22 protein-coding genes are annotated in these 19,746 nt (G+C 73.6%); 8 read left to right on the top strand and 14 right to left on the bottom strand.

Annotation, left to right across the window (positions count from 1 at the left end; genetic code table 11):
* Both allB and ACIBG7_RS09760 read right to left on the bottom strand, forming a co-directional pair.
* Positions 1 to 1,314 carry an allantoinase AllB gene (gene allB / locus ACIBG7_RS09765; protein ID WP_357924214.1) on the bottom strand — a complete coding sequence of 438 codons (1,314 nt, stop codon included), beginning with the start codon at positions 1,312 to 1,314 and terminating at the stop codon, positions 1 to 3.
* Entirely contained in the window at positions 1,311 to 2,453 is a 1,143-nt protein-coding gene (locus tag ACIBG7_RS09760) for a glycerate kinase (protein ID WP_397335784.1), read from the bottom strand. Before ACIBG7_RS09760 ends, allB begins: the two co-directional genes overlap by 4 nt.
* A 208-nt stretch (positions 2,454 to 2,661) precedes the next feature.
* On the opposite strand from ACIBG7_RS09760, the gene ACIBG7_RS09755 reads away from it, so the two are divergent.
* From ACIBG7_RS09755 to ACIBG7_RS09740, 4 genes are all read left to right on the top strand, one after another.
* On the top strand, positions 2,662 to 3,825 hold the full coding sequence (locus ACIBG7_RS09755) for a winged helix DNA-binding domain-containing protein (RefSeq protein WP_397335783.1): 1,164 nt from the start codon (positions 2,662 to 2,664) through the stop codon (positions 3,823 to 3,825).
* Positions 3,826 to 4,518: a TetR/AcrR family transcriptional regulator C-terminal domain-containing protein gene (locus tag ACIBG7_RS09750; protein ID WP_357924208.1), complete on the top strand. Its 693-nt coding sequence runs from the start codon at positions 3,826 to 3,828 to the stop codon at positions 4,516 to 4,518.
* An 84-nt stretch (positions 4,519 to 4,602) separates the two neighbouring features.
* A complete protein-coding gene (locus ACIBG7_RS09745; protein ID WP_397335782.1) occupies positions 4,603 to 5,577 on the top strand; it encodes an NAD(P)-dependent alcohol dehydrogenase in 975 nt (324 codons plus the stop codon).
* Entirely contained in the window at positions 5,574 to 6,260 is a 687-nt protein-coding gene (locus ACIBG7_RS09740; RefSeq protein ID WP_357924205.1) for an NAD(P)H-binding protein, read from the top strand. Before ACIBG7_RS09745 ends, ACIBG7_RS09740 begins: the two co-directional genes overlap by 4 nt.
* 12 nt (positions 6,261 to 6,272) lie before the next feature.
* On the opposite strand, the gene ACIBG7_RS09735 is transcribed toward ACIBG7_RS09740, so the two are convergent.
* From ACIBG7_RS09735 to uraD, 6 genes are read right to left on the bottom strand one after another with little or no spacing between them, the layout of a single operon-like run.
* The gene (locus ACIBG7_RS09735) at positions 6,273 to 7,676 is read right to left on the bottom strand and encodes an 8-oxoguanine deaminase (RefSeq protein ID WP_357924203.1); all 1,404 of its coding nucleotides are present in this window, start codon (positions 7,674 to 7,676) and stop codon (positions 6,273 to 6,275) included.
* Positions 7,673 to 8,143: a (2Fe-2S)-binding protein gene (locus tag ACIBG7_RS09730; protein WP_357924201.1), complete on the bottom strand. Its 471-nt coding sequence runs from the start codon at positions 8,141 to 8,143 to the stop codon at positions 7,673 to 7,675. The genes ACIBG7_RS09735 and ACIBG7_RS09730 overlap by 4 nt, the downstream gene beginning before the upstream one ends.
* Positions 8,140 to 8,997, bottom strand: a complete 858-nt coding sequence (locus tag ACIBG7_RS09725) for an FAD binding domain-containing protein (RefSeq protein WP_397335781.1) — start codon at positions 8,995 to 8,997, stop codon at positions 8,140 to 8,142. The genes ACIBG7_RS09730 and ACIBG7_RS09725 overlap by 4 nt, the downstream gene beginning before the upstream one ends.
* A gap of 5 nt (positions 8,998 to 9,002) precedes the next feature.
* Complete coding sequence (gene pucL, locus ACIBG7_RS09720) at positions 9,003 to 9,866, bottom strand: factor-independent urate hydroxylase (protein ID WP_357924197.1); 864 nt, start codon at positions 9,864 to 9,866, stop codon at positions 9,003 to 9,005.
* A gap of 1 nt (position 9,867) precedes the next feature.
* Positions 9,868 to 10,158 carry a hydroxyisourate hydrolase gene (locus ACIBG7_RS09715; RefSeq protein WP_357924195.1) on the bottom strand — a complete coding sequence of 97 codons (291 nt, stop codon included), beginning with the start codon at positions 10,156 to 10,158 and terminating at the stop codon, positions 9,868 to 9,870.
* On the bottom strand, positions 10,155 to 10,616 hold the full coding sequence (gene uraD / locus ACIBG7_RS09710) for a 2-oxo-4-hydroxy-4-carboxy-5-ureidoimidazoline decarboxylase (RefSeq protein ID WP_397335780.1): 462 nt from the start codon (positions 10,614 to 10,616) through the stop codon (positions 10,155 to 10,157). The genes ACIBG7_RS09715 and uraD overlap by 4 nt, the downstream gene beginning before the upstream one ends.
* 143 nt (positions 10,617 to 10,759) lie before the next feature.
* Between uraD and ACIBG7_RS09705 the strand changes: the two genes are divergently transcribed.
* Positions 10,760 to 11,329 (top strand): DUF6624 domain-containing protein, encoded by a 570-nt coding sequence (locus tag ACIBG7_RS09705; RefSeq protein WP_397335779.1) that lies wholly within the window; start codon positions 10,760 to 10,762, stop codon positions 11,327 to 11,329.
* 32 nt (positions 11,330 to 11,361) lie between these two features.
* Positions 11,362 to 12,213 carry a deoxyribonuclease IV gene (locus ACIBG7_RS09700; protein WP_357924189.1) on the top strand — a complete coding sequence of 284 codons (852 nt, stop codon included), beginning with the start codon at positions 11,362 to 11,364 and terminating at the stop codon, positions 12,211 to 12,213.
* 267 nt (positions 12,214 to 12,480) lie between these two features.
* Here ACIBG7_RS09700 and ACIBG7_RS09695 read toward each other — a convergent pair whose 3' ends face one another.
* The 5 genes from ACIBG7_RS09695 to ACIBG7_RS09675 form a co-directional block, all read right to left on the bottom strand.
* Entirely contained in the window at positions 12,481 to 14,025 is a 1,545-nt protein-coding gene (locus ACIBG7_RS09695) for a cation acetate symporter (protein ID WP_397335778.1), read from the bottom strand.
* Positions 14,022 to 14,315, bottom strand: coding sequence for a hypothetical protein (locus ACIBG7_RS09690; protein ID WP_357924186.1), 294 nt, complete (start codon positions 14,313 to 14,315; stop codon positions 14,022 to 14,024). The genes ACIBG7_RS09695 and ACIBG7_RS09690 overlap by 4 nt, the downstream gene beginning before the upstream one ends.
* The gene (locus tag ACIBG7_RS09685; RefSeq protein WP_357924184.1) at positions 14,312 to 15,055 is read right to left on the bottom strand and encodes a LytTR family DNA-binding domain-containing protein; all 744 of its coding nucleotides are present in this window, start codon (positions 15,053 to 15,055) and stop codon (positions 14,312 to 14,314) included. Before ACIBG7_RS09685 ends, ACIBG7_RS09690 begins: the two co-directional genes overlap by 4 nt.
* Before the next feature lie 66 nt (positions 15,056 to 15,121).
* The gene (locus ACIBG7_RS09680) at positions 15,122 to 16,270 is read right to left on the bottom strand and encodes a sensor histidine kinase (RefSeq protein WP_397335777.1); all 1,149 of its coding nucleotides are present in this window, start codon (positions 16,268 to 16,270) and stop codon (positions 15,122 to 15,124) included.
* Between the two features lie 127 nt (positions 16,271 to 16,397).
* Positions 16,398 to 17,006, bottom strand: a complete 609-nt coding sequence (locus tag ACIBG7_RS09675; protein WP_357924181.1) for a sulfite oxidase-like oxidoreductase — start codon at positions 17,004 to 17,006, stop codon at positions 16,398 to 16,400.
* Positions 17,007 to 17,205: 199 nt separating this feature from the next.
* Between ACIBG7_RS09675 and aroF the strand changes: the two genes are divergently transcribed.
* Entirely contained in the window at positions 17,206 to 18,240 is a 1,035-nt protein-coding gene (aroF, locus tag ACIBG7_RS09670; RefSeq protein WP_397335776.1) for a 3-deoxy-7-phosphoheptulonate synthase, read from the top strand.
* Between the two features lie 85 nt (positions 18,241 to 18,325).
* Entirely contained in the window at positions 18,326 to 18,616 is a 291-nt protein-coding gene (locus ACIBG7_RS09665; protein ID WP_397335775.1) for a YiaA/YiaB family inner membrane protein, read from the top strand.
* 16 nt (positions 18,617 to 18,632) lie between these two features.
* Here ACIBG7_RS09665 and ACIBG7_RS09660 read toward each other — a convergent pair whose 3' ends face one another.
* Complete coding sequence (locus ACIBG7_RS09660) at positions 18,633 to 19,712, bottom strand: glycoside hydrolase family 19 protein (RefSeq protein ID WP_357924175.1); 1,080 nt, start codon at positions 19,710 to 19,712, stop codon at positions 18,633 to 18,635.
* Positions 19,713 to 19,746 lie beyond the last annotated feature (34 nt).

Here is a 19,746-nt window from a genome sequence, read left to right as displayed (position 1 = left end):
TCAGGAGCTGCCTTTCTGCAGGAGGGTGCCGAGCGGCGGGCCGTCGGGGCGGAGGCGGCGGCCCCGGAGCCAGGTCGCGGTGACCACGCCGCGCAGGGTGCGGCCGTGGTAGGCGGTGACCGGGTTCTTGTGGTGGAGGCGGTGCTGGTCGACCGGCTGGGCGGCGTCGGGGTCGAAGGCGACCAGGTCGGCGTCCTTGCCGGGCTCGATGGCGCCCTTGGCGCTCAGCCCGGCCAGCGCGGCGGGCCCGGCGGCCATCCAGCGGGTCACGTCGGCCAGGCCGTGGCCGCGGGCGGCCGCCTCGGTCCAGATCGCGGCCAGGCCGAGCTGCAGGGAGGAGATGCCGCCCCAGGCGCGGGCGAAGTCGGGCACCTTGAGGTCGGCGGTGGACGGCGAGTGGTCGGACACCACGCAGCTCAGCGTGCCGTCGGCCAGGCCCGCCCAGAGCCGGTCGCGGTTGCCGCGCTCGCGGATCGGCGGGCAGCACTTGAAGGCGGTGCCGCCCTCGGGCACCGTCTCGGCCTCCAGGGTGAGGTAGTGCGGGCAGGTCTCGGCGGTGACCGCCAGCCCTTCGGCGCGGGCGCGGGCCAGGGGTTCGAGGCAGTCGGCGCTCGACACGTGCAGGATGTGCGCGCGGACGCCGCTCTCGCGGGCCAGCTCGATCACCCGCTCGACGGCCCGGCGTTCGGCCGAGGCGGGGCGGGAGGCGAGGAAGTCCCGGTAGCCGGGGCCGGCGGGCTCGGTGAGCAGCTCGGGGTCCTCGGCGTGCACGACCAGCAGGGCGCCGAAGCCCGCCAGCCGGGCCATCGCCTGCCGTACCTCGGGGAGGGTCAGGTGGGGGAACTCCTCGACGCCGGAGGGCGACAGGAAGCACTTGAAGCCGAAGACGCCGGCCCGGTGCAGGTCCTCCAGGTCGTCGAGGTTGCCGGGCACGACGCCGCCCCAGAAACCCACGTCCACCGCGCACTGCCCGTCGGCGGCGGCGCGCTTGACCGCCAGCGCGGCGGCGGTGACGGTCGGCGGGACGGAGTTGAGCGGCATGTCGACGATCGTGGTGACGCCGCCCGCGGCGGCCGCGCGGGTGGCCGAGGCGAAGCCCTCCCAGTGGGTGCGGCCCGGCTCGTTGACGTGCACGTGCGTGTCGACCAGGCCGGGCAGCAGCGCCACGGCGCCCAGGTCGAGCTGCTCGGCCGCCTCCAGGGCGGCGTCATGCGCGGCGACGGTCACGATCTTCCCGTCCCGTACGGCTACCGCCGCCGCCCGCTCCCCTGACGGGGTGATGACCCGCGTCGAGCGGATGACCAGGTCGTTCATGCCAGATGCGCCTCCGCGATCCGGGCGGCAAGCCGCTCCAGCAGGGGTCCCGCCCCGGCCATGCAGCGGGCGGGGTCGGGCTCCAGGTCGGTGAGCGCGTAGGCGGCCTCGAAGCCGGCCGCGCGCAGGTCGGCGTCGTCGAGCGAGCGCCGGCCGCAGACCGCGACCACCGGCACGCCGGCCTTGGCGGCGGCCTGGGCGACGCCCACCGGGGCCTTGCCGCGCAGCGACTGCTCGTCCAGCGAGCCCTCGCCGGTGATCACCAGCCGGGCGTCCCGCAGGTGCTCGCCGAAGCCGAGCAGGTCGAGCAGGTAGTCGATGCCGGGCCGGATCTCCGCGCCGAGGAAGGCCAGGGCGGCGAAGCCCACTCCCCCGGCCGCGCCCGCGCCCGGTGCGCCCGCGACGCCCATCGGGCGCGGGGTGCCGTCGTGCTCGACCGCGCCGACCAGGCCGTGGGTGTGGGTGGCGACGGCGGCCAGGCGGGCGAGCGCGGCGTCGAGGAGCCGGACCTCGCCGGGCCCGGCGCCCTTCTGCGGGCCGTAGACCGCCGCGGCGCCGTGCGGGCCGAGCAGCGGGTTGTCCACGTCGCTGGCGACGACCACCTCGACGCCGGACAGGTCGGCGAAGCCCGACAGGTCGATGCGGGCCAGCTCGCGCAGGGCCGCGCCGCCCGGCGCCAGCTCCCGGCCGTCGGCGTCGAGCAGGCGGGCGCCGAGCGCGGTGACCATCCCGGCCCCGCCGTCGGTGGAGGCGCTGCCGCCCAGGCCGAGGACGATCCGCCGGGCGCCGGAGCGCAGCGCGTGCGCGATCAGCTCGCCCGTGCCGTGGCTGCTCGCGGTCAGCGGCGCGAGCTCGCCGGTCAGCCGGCGCAGCCCGGAGGCCTCGGCCAGCTCGATGACCGCGGTGTCGCCGCGCCTGGCGTAGGCGGCCGGGACCGGCTCGCCCAGCGGCCCGGCCACCTCGACGCCGATCCGCTCGAAGCCGCAGGCGACCACCGCGTCCACGGTGCCGTCGCCGCCGTCGGCGACCGGCAGCTCGACGGCCCGCACCCCCAGCCCGGCGGCGACGTGCCCGGCCACCTCGGCGGCGGTCAGCGACCCCTTGAACTTGTCCGGCGCGACCAGGACGTGCTCACCCACTGCGAACTCCCGTGACGATGATGAAAGGGCGATGATGAAGAATGGACGGACGCGCCTTCCCGCCCGGTGCGAGCGGGCGGGAAGGCGTGCCCATCATCACACCCGGGCCCCAGTAGACCCGGACCGGCCCCGCCGGGGCCAGCGGCGGGAGCTCCGAAGCGCGCCGCCGGTTCGCCGCCGGGAGTTGTGCCATGGTCCAATCGGGCTTGTGAACCAGGCACGCACCATCAACGCGGCCGAGCGCCGCGCCCGGCTCGGGGTCCGGCACGCGCTGGCCGCCCGGGTGGACTCCGTGGCCGCGGCGGCCGAGGCGGTCGTGGCGTTGCACGCCACCGATCCGGCGACCGTCTACCTGTCGGCGGGGGCGCGCGTCACCGCGCCGGCCCTGGAGCGGCTGGAGCGCGAGCTCTACGACGGGTCGCTGGTGCGGCTGCACGGCATGCGGCGCACGGTGTTCGTCGTGCCGGCCGAGCTGGCGCCGGTCGTGCACGTCTCCTCGACCGCGGCGATCGCGGCGCGCGAGCGCAAGCAGTTGCTCAAGCACCTGGCCGAGGGCGGGCTGACGTGGAGCGAGGCCGAGCTCGCCGACGTCGAGGCGTCGGTGGTGAAGCTGGTCGAGGAGCACGGCGAGATCAGCGTCAACCGGCTGGGGGTGCTGGAGCCGCGGCTGCGCGAGCAGCTCGTCTTCTTCCCCGGCAAGCCGTACGAGGCCCGCCAGGCCATCGCCTCGCGGCTGATCACGCTGCTGGGCATGGAGCACCGGATCGTACGGCGGAGCCGTACCTCGGGCACCTGGATCAGCGGGCAGCACAACTGGGCGCCCGCGCCCGCCGTCCCCGAGCTGGACCCGAGGGCCGCGCAGGCCGAGCTGGTGCGCCGGTGGCTGGCCGCCTTCGGCCCGGGCACCGAGGCGGACGTGAAGTGGTGGACCGGCTGGACGGCCGGCGACACCCGCAAGGCGCTGGCCGCGGCCGGCGCGGTGGCGGTGGAGCTGGCGGAGGGCACGGGGTACGTGCTGCCCGAGGACGTGGAGCCGGTCGCCGAGCCCGAGCCGTGGGCGGCGCTGTTGCCGGCGCTCGACCCGGCGCCGATGGGCTGGCAGCAGCGCGGCTTCTACCTGCCGGAGGAGCACCGCGCGCCGCTGTTCGACCGCAGCGGGAACATCGGCCCGACGGTCTGGTGGAACGGGCGTATCGTCGGTGGCTGGGCGAGCCGGCCGGACGGCGAGATCGGCTGGCGGCTGCTGGAGGACGTGGGCGGCGAGGCGGAGGCGGCGATCGGGCGCGAGGCGGCGGCCCTGGGCGAGTGGCTCGGCGGCGCGAAGGTCACCCCGCGCTTCCGCACCCCGCTGGAGAAGGAGTTGGCGCGGTAGATGTGGATCGAGGACGAGACTGACGAGCGGCCGCGCATCCCGCTGAGCAGGCGGCGCGTGCTGCGGACGGCGGTCGCGCTGGCCGACGCGGCGGGGGTCGAGTCGCTGACCATGCGGCGGCTGGCGCAGGAGCTCGGCGTCGAGCCGATGTCGCTCTACCACCACGTGGCCAACAAGGAGGCGATCCTCGACGGCATCGTCGAGGTGGTCGTCGGCGAGATCCTGGAGGCGGCCGGCGCCGTCGAGGGGCCCGATCCGGCGGCCGACTGGCGGGGGGCGCTGCGGGAGCGGATCCTGGCCGCGCGCCAGGTGCTGCTGAAGCACCGCTGGGCGCCCGCGGTGATCCAGACCCGTACGGCGATCGCCGAGCCGACCATCGCCTACTTCGACGGCGTGCTCGGCATCCTGCGGGCGGGCGGGTTCTCCTGGGATCTGGCGCACCACGCGCTGCACGCGCTGGGCAGCCGGGCGATGGGTTTCGCCCAGGAGCTGTTCGAGCCGGACGAGCCGGGTGACACCGACGAGGAACTGATGGCGCAGATGGGACAGCGCTACCAGAATCTGGCGGGCATGCTCGCGGCTATCGCGCACGACGACCCGGACACCACGCTGAGCTGGTGCGACGACCAGGCGGAGTTCGAGTTCGGGCTCGATCTGCTGCTCGACGGGCTGGAGCGGCGCCGGCTCGCCTGAGAACTCTCTCAGCACCACCCCTTGACTTCCTTACGGCGTATGGCAGCCTTACGAGGTATGGGAACCTTACAGAGTACGACGCGCATGAAGGGCTGGGTCTGGGATCGCTACGGCTCGCCCGACGTGGTGGAGCTCCAGGACGTCCCGGCGCCCGAGCCCGGCCCCGGCGAGGTGCTCGTGCGGGTGCACGCCGCCTCGGTCAACCCCTACGACTGGCGGCACGTCCGCGCCGACCCGATGATCGTCCGCGGCGTCGCCGGCCTGCGGCGGCCCAAGCCGGGCTCGGTCCTCGGCGCCGACCTGGCCGGCGTGGTCGAGCGGACCGGCGCCGGGGTCACCGCCTTCCAGCCGGGCGACGAGGTCTTCGGCGTGGTGAAGCTGGGGGCCTTCGCCGAGTACGCCCGCGTCCCGGACAGCGTGCTGGCGCACAAGCCCGCCGCGCTCTCCTTCGAGGAGGCCGCGGCCATGCCGATGGCCGGCCTGACCGCACTGGCCGCGCTGCAGGGGCTGCGCGCCGGGCAGCGGGTCCTGGTCAACGGCGCGGCGGGCGGCATCGGCACCTTCGCGGTGCAGCTCGCCCGGGCCTTCGGCGCGCAGGTCACCGCGGTGTGCAGCACGCGCAACGCCGCGCTGGTCCGCTCGCTCGGCGCCGAGCAGGTCGTGGACTACACCCGCGAGGACTTCACCCGCCTGGGTGAGCGCTACGACCTGCTGATCGACCTGATCGGCAACCAGCCGCTGCGGCGGATGCGCCGCGTGCTCGCCCCGCGCGGCACGCTCGCCCTGGTCGGCGGGATGGCCGGCGGCGGTCGGGTGCTCGGGCCGCTCGGCCAGTTCGCCCGCGCCGCCGTGCTCGACCGCCTGGTCGGCCAGCGGCTCACCAGCGTCTCCTGGCAGCCGTCCGGCGAGAGCCTGCGCCGGCTGGCCGCCCTCGTCGAGGCGGGCCGCGTCCGGCCCGTGCTCGACCGCACCTATCCGTTCGCCGAGGTCCGGGAAGCACTGCGGCACGTGGAGAGCCGCCGGGCCCGCGGCAAAGTCGTCATCGGGGGAATCGCATGAAGGTCTGCATCGTCGGAGCCTCGGGCAAGCTGGGGCGCTACATGATCGAGCACTGCCTGGCGCGGGGCTACGAGGTGGTCGGGGTCTGCCGGGAGAAGAGCGTGCCCAAGCTCGACCGCTTCGCCGGGCGCATCACCGTCGTGCCGGGGCCGACCGACTCGCGCGAGGTCATCGCCCGGGCGGTGGCCGGCTGCGACGCCGTCCTCACCGTGCTCGTGCCGTGGGGCGTCAAGCGGTACTCCAGCGGCACCGCCCAGGCCGTGCTCGACCACGCCGAGCCGGACGCCCGGCTGATCTTCTCCTGCGGCTGGCACATCACCCGCGACGGCCTCGACGTCTACACCCGGCGCTTCCGCGCCTTCGTCAAGCTGTTCACCTGGCTGGCGCGCGGCATCCGGCTGGCCGAGATCGACGACCAGGTGGAGGCCTGCCGGCGGATCTTCGCCAGCGACCGGCGCTGGACCGTGGTGCGCGGCAGCGACCTGGAGGAGGGCGAGAGCCAGGGGCTGCCGGTGTGGAGCCGGCACATCGGCGACCCGGTCCTGGCCAGCAACCTGACCCGCCGGGTGGACTTCGCGCTGTTCATGGTGGCCGCGGCCACCGACGACTCGCTGGTGCGGGAGGCGCCGGCCATCGTCGGCTGCCGGACGCCGTCGGCGCTGGCCCACGCCGCCGCCCGCTGAGTCCGCGGCGGCTCAGCCATGGACCTCCGTGCGCACGGTGAAGCCCTGCTCCCGGGCCCGGGCGAGCAGCCGGTCACGGGCGGCCACCCCGGCGCGCCCCACCTCGTCCTGGGACGCGGTGCGCAGCTCGCCGTCCTCGACCACCGTGCGCCCGCCGACCAGCAGGCGGGCCAGCGGCGGCTGCGGGCCGAAGACCAGGGCGCAGACCGGGTCGGCCACCGCCGAGGTGAACGGCCCGTCCACCCGCCACAGCGCGATGTCGGCCAGCTTGCCGGGCTCCAGGGTGCCGAGCTCGTCCTGGCGGCCGAGGTTGCGCGCCCCGCCCAGGGTGCCGAGTTCGAGCGCCTGGCGCGCGCTCAGCGCGGCGGGCCCGTACCGCGCCCGCTGCATCAGCAGCGCCTGGCGCATCTCCCCGGCCAGCGGGGTCAGCTCGGAGGAGGCGCTGCCGTCCACGCCCAGGCCGACGTTCGCGCCCTGCCGCAGCATCTCCGCCACCCGGGCGATGCCCGCGCCGAGCCGGCCGTTGGAGGAGGGGCAGTGCGCCGAGCCGGTGCCGGTGGCGGCGAAGCGGGCGATGTCCTCGTCGCTGAGGTGCACGCTGTGCGCGAACCACACGTCCGGGCCGAGCCAGCCGAGCTCGGCCATGTAGTCCACCGGCCGCAGCCCGAACTGCTTCAGGCAGTGCTCGTCCTCGTCCACCGTCTCGGCCAGGTGGGTGTGCAGCCGCACCCCGGCGGCCCTGGCCAGGGCGGCGGCCTCGGTCATCAGCTCGCGGCTGACGGTGAACGGCGAGCAGGGCCCGACCGCCACGCGCAGCATCGAGGAGAAGGACGGGTCGTGGTAGGCGTCGATCGCCTCCTGGGTGGCGGCGAGGGCCTCGTCCATGGTCTCGACCACGATGTCCGGCGGCAGGCCGCCCTTGGACCGGCCGCGGTCCATGGAGCCGCGGGCCGGGTGGAAGCGCAGGCCGAGCTCGCGGGCCGCCTCGACCTCGGCGGCGAACAGCTCGCCCCGGCCCTTGGGGAACAGGTAGTGGTGGTCGCTGGTCAGCGTGCAGCCGGACAACGCCAGCCAGCCGAGCGCGGCCCGGGCCGCGCCGTGCACGACCTCGGCGTCCATGGCCGCCCACACCTGGTAGAGCGCGCTCAGCCACTCGAAGAGGGTGGCGTCCTGGGCCAGGCCCTGGGTGGCCCACTGGTAGAGGTGGTGGTGGGTGTTGACCAGGCCGGGCGTGGCCAGGCAGCCGCGCCCGTCGATCCGCCCGTCGATCCGGGTGGCGCTCCCGTCCGCGGCCAGCTCGGACATGGGGCCGAGCGCGGCGATCCGGTCGCCCTCGATGCGGAGGTAGCCGCGCTCGATCTCGGGGCCGGCGACCGGCGCGATGTGGACGTTCTCGATGATCACTTGCGTGGTCACAGAGCGGCCTTCCGCCGCGCGGCCAGCCGTACCGCGTCGAGGATCTTCTCGTAGCCGGTGCAGCGGCACAGGTTGCCCGCCAGCGCCTCGCGGATCTCCGCGTCGGACGGCTCGGGCACCCGGGCCAGCAGGTCGTGCGCCTGCACCACCAGGCCGGGCGTGCAGAAGCCGCACTGGACGGCCCCGCACTCGACGAACGCCTCCTGCACCGGGTCGAGCCGCTCGGGCCCGGCCAGGCCCTCGACCGTGCGCACCTCGCGCCCCTCGACCTGCCCGGCGGCCACCAGGCAGGCGCACACCGGCGTGCCGTCCAGGTAGACCGTGCACGAGCCGCACTCGCCCTGCTCGCAGGCGTTCTTGGAGCCGGGCAGCCCGACCCGCTCGCGCAGCACGAACAGCAGGCTCTCCCCTGCCCAGACGTCGTCGACCGCCTCGGGACGGCCGTTGACCGTGAAGTTCACTCTCATGCCGCTCGTGCCTTCCGGTAGTCGTTCCAGGCCCAGGTCAGCGTCCGCCTGGCCAGCACCGCCAGCGCGTGCGTGCGGTAGCCGGCGGTGCCGCGCACGTCGTCGATCGGCGAGGCGTCCGCGGCGGCCAGCTCGCCGAAGCGGCGCAGCACGCCGGGGTCGAGCCTGGCCTCCCAGTCGAGCTCGGCGGCCAGGAACTCCTCCGCCTCCAGCGCCCGCCGCGGCGTCGGCGCCGCCGAGCCGATCCCGGTGCCCACCCGGCGCTCCGCCGGGTGCAGGGCCAGGGCGAAGGAGCAGACCGCGATGACCATCGCGTTGCGGGTGCCGACCTTGGAGAAGTACTGCGGGCCGGCCGCCGGGCGGATCCACACCGCGCGGATGAGCTCGTCGGGCCGCAGCGCGCTGCGTTTGACCCCGAGGTAGAACTCGCTCGCCGGGATCATCCGGGTCCCGGCGGCGGAGGCCACCTCGACCGTCGCGCCGGCCGCCAGCAGCGGCGGGTGGCTGTCCCCGGCGGGCGAGGCCGCCCCCAGGTTGCCGCCGACCGTCCCGCGGTTGCGGATCTGCGGGGAGCCGACCGTCCGCGCCGCCTGGGCCAGGCCCGGCAGCTCGCCGCCGAGCTCGTCGATGATCCGCGCGTACGGCACGCCGGCCCCGATCCGGTAGGCGCCCTCGACCAGCTCCCAGGCGGCCAGCTCGGCCACCCCGGTCAGGTCGAGCAGCGCCGCCGGCCGGCGCACGTCGAAGTTGAGCTCCACCATCACGTCCGTGCCGCCCTGCAGCGGCAGCGCGTCAGGCCGCTCGGCCTTGGCGGTCAGGGCCTCGGCCCAGGTGGTGGGGCGAAGGAAGTCCATAGGGTTCACTCCCAGGCGAAAGCGGCGTCAGGGGCGTCCTCGCGCAGCACCGCGCCCTCGATCAGCCCGTAGGGCCGGTCCGCGGCGTAGAACACCTCGTTGTCGTTGTCGAGGCCGAACGGGGCGAGATCGACGGCGAAGTGGTGCTTGTTCGGCATCTGGAACCTGATCTCGCAGACCTCCGGCCGGCTCTCCAGCACCCGCGCGCCCATGGCGTAGAGCGTCTGCTGCAGCGAGCGGCTGTGCGTCCCGGCGAAGGCCTCCAGCAGGCACTCGCGGACCGCCTCGTAGGACTTGGCGTAGTCGGCCGGCTCGGCGGAGGCGTGCCGCCACTGCGCGGTGACCGCCGTGGCCAGGATCCGGTCGGTGGTCGGCGCGAGCGTGGTGTACTCGTCGACCAGGTAGCCGTGGAACTCCGAGCCGGTGGAGTTGAGCACCACCAGGTCCTTCAGCCCGGAGACCACGCTGGTGCGGCCGTCGCGGTCGTGGTGGACCACGCAGGTGCGCACCTCCGTGCCGGCGCGCACGAAGGAGTGCTCGCCGCGGCGTTGCCAGGCGTACTCCTCGACGGCGACGCGGGCGTGGTGGATCGTCGGCCGGCCTTCGGTGAAGTGCCGGGCCAGCAGGAGCGCGAACTCCTCGATCTGCCCCACGCCGTGCCGTTTGGCGAAGGCGTAGACGGTGTTCTTCTGCGTGTCGGTCGGCAGCACGGCGGCGTTGTCGCCGGTCAGGTGGACCTCGGTCATCTCCCCGGCGAGGGAGGTGCTGACGTTGAGGTCCTTCAGGTGGTGCAGGGAGCCGTCCCTGGTCACCCGCACCAGCCGGGTCTCGGCCTTGCCGTACCGGTTGGGACCGAGGATTAACCTCACGCTAGCTCCCTCTGTAGGTCGAGTAGGCGAACGGGCTCAGCAGCAGGGGGATGTGGTAGTGCCCGGCCGGGTCGTCGATGACGAAGGTGATCGCGACCTCGGGGTAGAAGGTGAACGGCAGGTCGGTGAAGACCACGCGGTGCACGCCCGCGCCCGGCTGCCAGCCCGAGACCCGCCCGTCGGCGTCGGTGCGGCCCTCACCGACCACCGCGCCCTCGTGTTCGAGCCGGACCGCCACCCCGGCGGCGGGCCGGCCGGTGGCCGCGTTGAGCACGTGCGAGGAGAAGCTCATCCGGCCAGCCGTTCCGCCCGCAGCCGGGCGATCCTGGCGAGTTCCGCCCGGACCACCTCGTGCTCGCGCTCCTCGTCGTTGGCCAGCCGCGTGCGCAGCCGGGCCAGCAGTTCCTCGCCGCGCAGCCCGCTGGCGCAGACCAGGTAGACGTGGCCGAAGCGCTCCTCGTAGGCCCGGTTGCCCTCGGCCAGCGCCGCGCGCGTGCTCTCCTGCACGCCGGACTGCTCGTCCCGCGACCAGGCGGCCTCGCGGCCCTCCCCCTGCGGCCGCTCACCGATGCGCGGGTGGGCCGACAGGGCCTGGAGCACCTCGTCCCACTCCAGGGCGAGCACGGCCTTCTCGGCGGCGTCGCCCAGCTCCGCGGCGTCGCGGTAGGGGCTCCCGGCGGCCACGGCCCGGGCGAAGGACGGCGCGAAACAGCAGCTCAGCAGCTCCGCGTCGGTCGGCTCGATCGGCATGCCAGCAGTACACACAGGGGTGACCTGCCCGGTCCAGCATCGAGAACTCCGAAACGCCGCGCCCCTTGACCAGAGCCTTTCGTGGCATGCTCCAAGATTGCCGAAGGGTGGACTTCGCCCCGGTCCGCCGGGTGGGATGAGGCATGCGCATTCTGCCCCTCTGCCTCCTCGCGCTGCTGCTGGCGCTGACCGCCTGCGGCGGCGAGGAAGAACTCCCCCCGCCCAGCAACCCGCAGCTTCGCGCCGAGCTGTTGAGGCTGCTGGACAAGGACCAGAAGCAACGCACCGACACCGCCTCGCCCGAGCAGTTCGACCGGGTGGAGAAGGAGAACACCGCCCGCCTGGAGCAGATCCTCGACCAGTACGGCTGGCCCGGCTGGAAGCTGGTCGGCAAGGACGGCTCCAGCGCCGCCTGGGTCCTCGCTCAGCACGCCGACCAGCGCCTCGACGTGCAGAAGCGGGCCCTGGCCCTGCTCAAGACCGCCGTCGAGCAGGGCGACGCCAGCAAGGGCGACCTGGCCTACCTGACCGACCGCGTGCGCGTCGCCGAACGCAAGCCCCAGGTGTACGGCACGCAGATCGAGCTGGGCCCCGACGGCGCGCCCCGCCCGCAGATCGGCCTGGAGAACGAGGCCGAGGTGGACAAGCGCCGCGCCGAGGCGGGTCTCAAGCCGCTCAAGGAGTACTACGCGGAGTTCAAGTCCGGCGGCTGAGCAGGTCCCGGCCCGCCTAAACTGAGGCCATCATGACTTCGAAATCCCTGATCGGCGGGCATGTCTCCGTCGCCGGCGGCCTGGCGACGGGCGGCCTGACCTACATGGCCGACATCGGCGCCGAGATGATGCAGGTCTTCGTCACCAACCCGCGCGCCTGGGCGCTCACCGCCGGCAAGCCGGAGGAGGACGCCAAGCTCGCCGAGTCGGGCGTGGAGAGCTTCATCCACATCCCCTACCTGGTCAACTTCGGCTCGCCCAATCCCGAGACGCTGGCCAGCTCCATCGCCCTGACCCGCTACACGCTGCAGCGCGGCGTCGAGACCGGCGCGAAGGGGGTGGTCGTGCACACCGGCTCGGCCGTCACCCAGACGCGGGAGGAGGCGATGCGCCAGTTGCACGAGCACCTGCTGCCGCTGCTGGAGGAGATCCCCGAGGACGGGCCCGACCTGCTGCTGGAGCCGATGGCCGGGCAGGGCGCGATGCTCTGCGCGACCGTCCAGGACCTGGAGCCCTACCTGGCGGCGCTCGACTGGCACCCGAAGGCCGGGGTCTGCTTCGACACCTGCCACGCCTTCGCCGCCGGGCACGACCTGGCCGCGCCCGGCGGGGTCGGCGAGACGCTGGAGGCCCTGCACCAGGTGGCTCCCGGGCGGCTCAAGCTGATCCACGCCAACGACTCCAAGGACGTCTGCGGCTCCAAGAAGGACCGGCACGAGAAGATCGGCCAGGGGCACATCGGGGTGGAGCCGTTCGCCGAGCTCCTGCGCCACCCGCTGGCCGCCGGGGTCTCGCTGTGCATCGAGGTGCCGGGCAAGGCCGAGGACTACCGCAACGACATCGCGCTGCTGAAGTCGCTACGCGACGGGACCCCCGCCGCCTGATCGAGCACCGGTGAGTCCGCCGCTGGGGAGGGATGCCCGCGCACACGATCCGGCCGCCCCCGTCTGGCCGGATCGTGGTTCCTTCCGCGGCCCGGCGGGCATCCCTCCCTCGGCGCGGCCGGCGGACCCCACCCCCCGGTCGCGGGTCCGACAGCCGTGGTGACCTGCCGGTCACCGTGAATCCGACGCACAGGGCCTCGAAAGAAGAGCCTTGCGGCTCCGTACCCCCCCTGCTGCGACGGTGTGGCTCTCACCGATGCGTAGACCCTACGGGCGCGATCTTGGTCTCGAAACCCGCTTTCCCCACAGCTCGACCAACGGTCTGTAGTCATCGACATACGGAGAGTGTCCAAGCGACGAGCGGCCTCCCCGCAGCGACGAGCGGTCATCCGGCTGGTGCATGCGAACCAGCGACACCTCCGCGTCGCCCGGCACCCGACCCGGCGTGACCAGGGAAATCACGACCATGACCGCGAACGAGAGCGGCACCGCGACGGCCACGGGACAGGCGGTCGCGAGCCCCGCGTTCAAGCCCACCGCCCCGGCCCCGACCAGCAGGACGGTGGCTCCGCCGCCGGCCACGAACCCCGCCGCGACGCCCACGTCGGTGAGCCGCCGCCACCAGATCCCGAGCACCAGCAGCGGGCAGAAGGTGGCCGCCGACAGGCTGAAGCCCACCAGCACGAGCACCACCGAACTGCCCAGGCTGGTGGCCGCGGTGACCAGCAGGGCCAGCACCGTCACCCCGCCCACCGCGGCGCGGAAGGAGCCCACGCCGGGCGCGGCCACGCAGGAGGAGACCGCTCCGGCGACCGCGGCCAGCACGCCGCAGGAGGTGGCCAGGAAGGCCGCGAACGCCGCGGCGGCCAGCAGTCCGGTCAGGACGTCACCGACCGGCCCCGGCGCCATGACGGACGGCAGCAGCAACACGATCCCGTCGGCTCCGGCCGCCTCGGGCGGCACATGCGCCCGGCCGAGGATGCCGTAGAGCGGCGGCAGCAGCAGGAACCCGCCGAGCAGCACCTGGGCCGCCACGATGGAGCGCCGCGCCGCCCGCCCGTGCGGGGCCGTGTACACGCGGGCCACCACCTGCGGCAGCCCCATCGTGCCGAGCGCGCAGGCCAGCAGGATGGTCACGATCCCGGGCAGCGCGGGATCGTCCGGCGCCACGAACCCGGTGAACCGGTACGGCCTCGGCCGCGGCGCGATCCACCAGGTGCACCACAACACCACGGCACAGCCGGCGAACAGCACGAACTTGAGCCAGAACTGCCCGGACTGCACCCGGGTCACGCTCCCCATGCCCCCGGCCAGCGCGACCACCACAGCCGGCCCGGCCACCAGCGCCCACCCGCCCCACGCCGGCAGCCCCATGAGCAGCCCCACCATGACCGCGGCGGCGTGGAACTGCGCGACCAGGTAAACCACGCCCACCGCCAGCACCAGGCAGGTGGTCACCCGCCGGAGCGCGGGCGAGCCCAGCCGCCACTGGGCGAAGTCCGGCACGGTGAAGGTGCCCGAGCGGCGCAACGGAGCCACCACCAGGGCCAGCAGCACCACGAAACCGGCCGCCGCGCCGATCGGGTACCAGAACATCTGCGGCCCGTGCGTGGCGATCAGTCCCGCCACGCCCAGGCAGGTCGCCGCCGAGGTGGACTCCGAGCTGATCGCGGCCCCGTTGCGCCAGGTGGGCACGGCGCGGGCGGCGAGGTAGAACTGCTCGACGCCGGTGGGCCGCCGCGGCCTGACCACCCCGAGCAGCAGGGCGAGCACGAGGACGGAGCCGATCCCGGCCCAGGTGGCGACCGTCATCGTTCGAGGCGTTCCGCCCGCCTCACCTGGGCGACGGCCAGCACGATCCAGGCCAGGTGGGCGCCGGCCGACACCAGCAGCCAGGTCCAGGGGCCGGTGGCGCCCGCCGTCAGGGCAGGCAGTGCGGCCAGCGTCGCGGCGACCAGGGCGGTCGTCGCCAGCCCGGTGCGAAGCTGGCGGCGGCGTAAGGCGGTGGCCGCGGCCTGCCGTACCGGATCGGGATCGGGTACGGCGAAGCAGCAGGTCAGGGCCGGCGGCCGGCGCTCGACCGCGACCCGGCGGCCGCTCACGTGGCCAGCCCGGCGCGGAACTGGTGCACGAGCTGCTCGCGCACCTGGCGGGTGTGCCGGCGGCTGACCGGGAGCGTCTCGGTGCCGACCAGGAGCAGGACCCGGCCCTGCTCGAAGCGGAGCTCGCTGACGTGCCGGGCCGAGACCAGCGTGCTGCGGTGCACGCGGATGAAGCCGGCGTCGGCCCAGCGCCGCTCCAGCGCGGCCAGCGACATGCGGACCAGGTAGCTGCCGTCGACGGTGTGCAGGCGCACGTAGTCGCCCTTGGCCTCGGCGAAGTGCACGGCCTGCTGGGGGACGAAGCGGATGCGCCCGCCGAGCTCGACCGGGATGACGTCGTCGGGCCCCTGCTCCTGGTGCTGGACGGTGGCCTCCTCCAGCCGCCGGACCGCCTCGGCCAGGCGCTCGGCGCGCACCGGTTTCAGCAGGTAGTCCACCGCGCGCAACTCGAAGGCCTGGACCGCGCAGTCGTCGTGCGCGGTGACGAAGACCAGGCGGGGCGGGTCGGGGAAGCCGCCGACCAGCCGGGCCAGGTCGAGCCCGTCGATGCCGGGCATCCGGATGTCGAGGAAGACGGCGTCGAGGCGCTCCCCCGCACCGATCATCTGGACCATGTCCTGGAGGGCGCTGACCCCGTCGGAGGCGGTGACGACCTGCTCCACCCGCGGGTCACGGCGCAGGAGGTAGGCGAGTTCCTCGAGGGCCGGCACCTCGTCGTCGACGGCGAGCACGCGCAGCATGGCTACCAACCTGCCGCAAGAAGACCCAGGTCACAAGCGACACGCCTGCTCTGGGTAAAGAATTGACTACAAAGAGCTATGCCGGGTCTTGGGCACGCGCAGCTTGATCTTGGTTCCGGCACCTGGCGCGGTCTCGACCGCGAGGCCGTAGGCGGGGCCGTAGATCTGGCGCAGCCGTACGTCCACGTTGGCCAGGCCGATGCCGGTTCGGCCGTCGGCGCCCTCCTGGGCGGCCAGGCCGTCGAGCAGGCGGCGGGCCCGCTCGGGCTCCATGCCCACGCCGTCGTCCTCGACGCTGATGTGCGCCTCGGGACCGGCGTCGCGCACGACCACCCGGACCGAGCCGCCGCGGGTGGTGCCCAGGCTCTCGCCGAGGCCGTGCTTGATGGCGTTCTCCACCAGCGGCTGCAGGCACAGGAAGGGGACCGGCACCGGCAGCGCCTCGGGGGCGACCTGCACGCTGAAGCGCAGCCGGTCGCCGAAGCGGGCGCGCTCCAGCAGCAGGTAGCGGTCGACGCAGGTCAGCTCGTCGGCCAGGGTGGTGAAGTCGCGGGTGCGGCGCAGGGCGTAGCGGGCGAAGTCGGCGAAGTCGAGCAGCAGGTCGCGGGCGCGCACCGGGTCGGTCCTGACGAAGGACGCGATCGTGGTCAGCGCGTTGTAGATGAAGTGCGGGGAGATCTCCGCGCGCAGCGCCCGCATCTCGGCCTCGGTGGCGCGGCGGCGGGAGGCGTCGAGCTCGGCCAGTTCGAGCTGGCCGCCGATCCAGCCGGCCACCTCGACCGCGGCGCGGATCAGCGCCCCGCCGGCCTCGGCGTCGCTGACGGCCAGGGCGCCGACCACGGTGCCCTCCACGCTCAGCGGGACGGCGACCGTGGCGCCGCTCACGTGCGGGCGGCCGGAGAGCATGGCCGGGCGGGCGCGTTCCAGCAGGTCCTCGCCGCAGGGGCCGTCGGTGGCCAGCACCGCCTCGGTCGAGACCAGCGCGACCGCGTCGGCGCCGAGCAGCCGGCGCACGTGCCGCACGGACCTGCACGCGCCGTCGCGGGTGAGCCCGCCCCGCAGGTACGGCCCGGCCAGCGCGGCGGTGTGCAGCACCGCGAAGGCGGCCTCCCCCGGCCAGGACCCGGCGGGCGGCGGGGAGGGCCTGCGCCGGGCGGCGAGCAGGCCGGCCAGGAAGGTGAGCGCCGGCAGCGCCACCCACACCATGGTCGACATGCGGGCCACGGTAACCAATCACCCACCGTGTTCGCCCGAAAACACCGAGTCTCTACACCGGCCGCTTCGCCCGGGTTCCTCCCCGCTCCCTACACCGGCGGCCCTTCTCCAGGTTCATCCCGGCTCCCTACACCGGCGGCCCTTCTCCTGGTTCCTCCTGGTAGGAGTAACGCTGCTCCCGCCAGGGGTCGGCGATGTTGTGGTACCCGCGCTCCTCCCAGAACCCCCGCCGATCCTCGGCCAGGTACTCCACGGCCCGCACCCATTTCACGCTCTTCCACGCGTACAGGTGCGGCACCACGATGCGCAGCGGATACCCCCGATCGGGCGAGAGCGGCTTGCCCTCGAACTCGGTGGCGAACAGGGTGCCCTCCCCGGTGAAGTCGGCCAGCCGCAGATTGGCGCTGTAGCCGTACTCCGCCCAGATCATCACGTGCCGCACCTCGGGCGCGGGCGGCGCCATCTCCATGATCTGGGCCGGGCTGACCCCGCCCCACTCGTTGCCCATGAGCGAGAACTTGGTGACGCAGTGGAAGTCGGCCAGCACGCTGGTGCGGGGCAGGCGCTCGAACTCGGGCCAGGTCAGGCAGTGCTCCTGTCCGGAGGCGGTGGCGCCGAAGACCCGGAAGTCCCACCGCTCCGCCCTGAACTCCGGAACCCGCCCGTAGTGGATCACTGGGCGGCCACGAGGGATGTACTGCCCCGGGGGCAGGCGGGACTCACTCACCCTCGCCATCCTGCCACCGGAGGGGTTCGCGATCATCATCGGGGCTGCGTTATAGTGACTGCCCTATGCACACCACTTTCCTGTTTTGGTATGGCGACGGACCCTTGAGGACCGCTCGCCACGTGGTGGTGCACTAGCACACACAGGCGTCGAGAGGCCCCGGGTCCGTACAGGACCCGGGGCCTTCTCGTTTTTCCAGGGAGTTCAGATGGTCATCGTCATGGGGCAGGACGCCACGAGCGGCGACGTCGAAGCGGTCGTCGCGGTCGTGGAGGCGGCGGGCGTGGAGGCGTTCGTCAGCCGGGGCGTGCAGCGCACCATCGTCGGGCTGGTGGGGGACGTCTCCCAGCTCGGCTCGGTCAACCTGCGCGGCATGCGCGGCGTGGCCGACGCCGTGCGGATCACCACCCCGCACAAGCTGGTCAGCCGGGACAACCACCCCGACCGCTCCACCGTGCACGTCGGCGGGGTGCCGATCGGGCCCGGCAGCGTGACGCTGATCGCCGGCCCGTGCGCGGTCGAGACGCACCAGCAGACGCTCGACGCCGCCCGGATGGCGCAGGCGGCCGGCGCGACCCTGCTGCGCGGCGGGGCGTTCAAGCCGCGCACCTCTCCCTACGCCTTCCAGGGGCTGGGCGAGGCGGGCCTGAAGATCCTCGCCGAGGTGCGGGAGGAGACCGGACTGCCGGTGGTCACCGAGGTCGTGGACGCGCACGACGTGGCGCTGGTCGCCTCCTACGCCGACATGCTCCAGGTCGGCACCCGCAACGCCCAGAACTTCGCGCTGCTCCAGGCGGTCGGCGAGGCGGGCAAGCCGGTCATGCTCAAGCGCGGGATGAGCGCGACCATCGAGGAGTGGCTGATGGCCGCCGAGTACATCGCCCAGCGCGGCAACCTGGACATCGTGCTGTGCGAGCGGGGCATCCGCACCTTCGAGACCGCCACCCGCAACACCCTGGACGTCTCGGCCGTGCCGGTCGCGCAGCGCCTGTCGCACCTGCCGGTCATCGTCGACCCCTCGCACTCCGGCGGCCGGCGCGACCTGGTGCTGCCGCTCACCCGGGCGGCCATCGCGGTCGGCGCGGACGGGGTGATCATCGACGTGCACCCCAACCCGGCCCAGGCGTTGTGCGACGGGCCGCAGGCGCTGGTGGACGGCGACCTGGAGGAGCTGGCCCAGGTGCTGCGCACCCTGCCGCAGGCGCTCGGGCGCACGCTGGTGGGGGACGTGCTCGCCGTCTAGGAGCGGGTACGGCTTGCCGTACTCATGGGTAACTTGAGTATTTCGCCCCATGTGGCGAGCTGTCCGGAGGGGGTGGACTGGAGGCATGACGACGAAGCCCATCCAGCCCACCCACACCGGGGCCTTCTACCTGCAGGCCGTCATCTCCTTCGCGCTGGCCTTCGGCGCGGTCGTGCTCGGCATCGCCTACGTGCCGGCCGACGCCTGGGTCCGCGGCTTCCTGGCCGTCGGGGTGCTCTACCTGGTGACCTCCAGCTTCATGCTGGCCAAGGTGGTGCGCGACAAGCAGGAGCTGGCCGCGGTCACCACCCGGGTGGACCAGGCCAGGCTCGACAAGCTGCTGGCCGAGCACGACCCGTTCAAGGTCGAGGCCTGAGCCCCGATCGCGGGGCTCAGCAGGTCAGGTTGCCGCCCGGCGCGACCCCGAGGATCTGGGTGAAGCGCTGGTAGGCGTTGACCCGGGACTGCACCTGGGCGGGGTTGCCGCCGTTGCACTCCAGGGCGCCGTTGATGCTGCGGATGGTCTCGCCGAAGCCGCGGCCGTTGACCATGGCGTCGTGCGCGGTCATGGTGCCGGGACCGTTCTGGGTCATCCAGTACCAGATGGCGGTCTTCCAGGCCACGGAGGCGTCCTGCTGGACCAGCCACGGGTTGGTCAGCAGCGGCAGCCCGAGGGCGTCGCCGGCGGCCTTGTAGTTGAAGTTCCAGCTGAGCTGGATCGGGCCGCGGCCGTAGTAGGCGGCCTGGCCGGCCGGGCAGCCGTAGGGCTGCGTGGCGTCGCAGTAGTGCGGGTAGTTGGCGGTGTTCTGCTCCACGATGTGGACCAGCCCGCCGGTCTCGTGGTTGACGTTGGCCAGGAAGGCGGCGGCCTCCTGCTTTCGCACGACGTCGCTGCCGGTCTTGGCGAAGGCCGGGTAGGCCGACAGGGCGGCGACCAGGCCGCTGTAGGTGTAGAAGGAGTTCCGGCTCGGGAACATCTGGTGGAACTGGGCCTCGGAGACCACGAATCCGGACGGGTTGGGCGGATTCGAGGTGGTGGGCGTCGGCGAGGGGGTGCTGCCGGTGCAGGTGTACGGGTCCCAGTACCAGTGGCTGATCACCGGGTCGTAGCCCGGGTTCTCGTGGACGGCGATGTAGTGGTTGCCGTCGGTGTAGCGCACGATGGCGCCGACGGCGTAGGTGGTGCCCGCCGCCCAGTCGGGGTAATCGCAGGTCGTGCCGCCGCCTCCGCCGCCACCTGAGCAGGCGCCCTGGTCGGCCCAGACGGCGGCGGAGCCCGGGGTCTCGCCCTGGGTCCACCACTTGGCGCTGTAGTTGCGCCCGTTGTGCGAGGCCTGCATGCCGCCGGTGTAGACCGCGGACGAGCTCCAGGCGGCGGCGCAGGCGGCGGCGTTGGCCGCCGCCATCGGCAGCACTGTCAGGACGGCGGCGGCCAGCAGTGCGGCGGTGAGTAACGCGTGGATGCTCTTCACCCGACCACTCCTTTAGGAAAGTTTCCTAAGAGTT

Origin of the sequence: Nonomuraea sp. NPDC050328 (assembly GCF_044459405.1) — a bacterium.
Classification (GTDB): domain Bacteria; phylum Actinomycetota; class Actinomycetes; order Streptosporangiales; family Streptosporangiaceae; genus Nonomuraea.
The sequence above is the reverse complement of the archived record's forward strand: the minus strand, read 5'-3'. Positions and strand labels throughout refer to the sequence as shown.

Excerpts from the sequence above, each read along its gene's own strand:
- allB (WP_357924214.1), bottom strand. The coding sequence starts at position 1,314 with ATGAACGACCTGGTCATCCGCTCGACGCGGGTCATCACCCCGTCAGGG.
- ACIBG7_RS09750 (WP_357924208.1), top strand. The coding sequence starts at position 3,826 with ATGTGGATCGAGGACGAGACTGACGAGCGGCCGCGCATCCCGCTGAGC.
- ACIBG7_RS09745 (WP_397335782.1), top strand. The coding sequence starts at position 4,603 with ATGAAGGGCTGGGTCTGGGATCGCTACGGCTCGCCCGACGTGGTGGAG.
- ACIBG7_RS09740 (WP_357924205.1), top strand. The coding sequence starts at position 5,574 with ATGAAGGTCTGCATCGTCGGAGCCTCGGGCAAGCTGGGGCGCTACATG.
- ACIBG7_RS09730 (WP_357924201.1), bottom strand. The coding sequence starts at position 8,143 with ATGAGAGTGAACTTCACGGTCAACGGCCGTCCCGAGGCGGTCGACGAC.
- ACIBG7_RS09725 (WP_397335781.1), bottom strand. The coding sequence starts at position 8,997 with ATGGACTTCCTTCGCCCCACCACCTGGGCCGAGGCCCTGACCGCCAAG.
- ACIBG7_RS09715 (WP_357924195.1), bottom strand. The coding sequence starts at position 10,158 with ATGAGCTTCTCCTCGCACGTGCTCAACGCGGCCACCGGCCGGCCCGCC.
- uraD (WP_397335780.1), bottom strand. The coding sequence starts at position 10,616 with ATGCCGATCGAGCCGACCGACGCGGAGCTGCTGAGCTGCTGTTTCGCG.
- ACIBG7_RS09705 (WP_397335779.1), top strand. The coding sequence starts at position 10,760 with ATGCGCATTCTGCCCCTCTGCCTCCTCGCGCTGCTGCTGGCGCTGACC.
- ACIBG7_RS09700 (WP_357924189.1), top strand. The coding sequence starts at position 11,362 with ATGACTTCGAAATCCCTGATCGGCGGGCATGTCTCCGTCGCCGGCGGC.
- ACIBG7_RS09695 (WP_397335778.1), bottom strand. The coding sequence starts at position 14,025 with ATGACGGTCGCCACCTGGGCCGGGATCGGCTCCGTCCTCGTGCTCGCC.
- ACIBG7_RS09685 (WP_357924184.1), bottom strand. The coding sequence starts at position 15,055 with ATGCTGCGCGTGCTCGCCGTCGACGACGAGGTGCCGGCCCTCGAGGAA.
- ACIBG7_RS09680 (WP_397335777.1), bottom strand. The coding sequence starts at position 16,270 with ATGTCGACCATGGTGTGGGTGGCGCTGCCGGCGCTCACCTTCCTGGCC.
- ACIBG7_RS09675 (WP_357924181.1), bottom strand. The coding sequence starts at position 17,006 with ATGGCGAGGGTGAGTGAGTCCCGCCTGCCCCCGGGGCAGTACATCCCT.
- aroF (WP_397335776.1), top strand. The coding sequence starts at position 17,206 with ATGGTCATCGTCATGGGGCAGGACGCCACGAGCGGCGACGTCGAAGCG.
- ACIBG7_RS09665 (WP_397335775.1), top strand. The coding sequence starts at position 18,326 with ATGACGACGAAGCCCATCCAGCCCACCCACACCGGGGCCTTCTACCTG.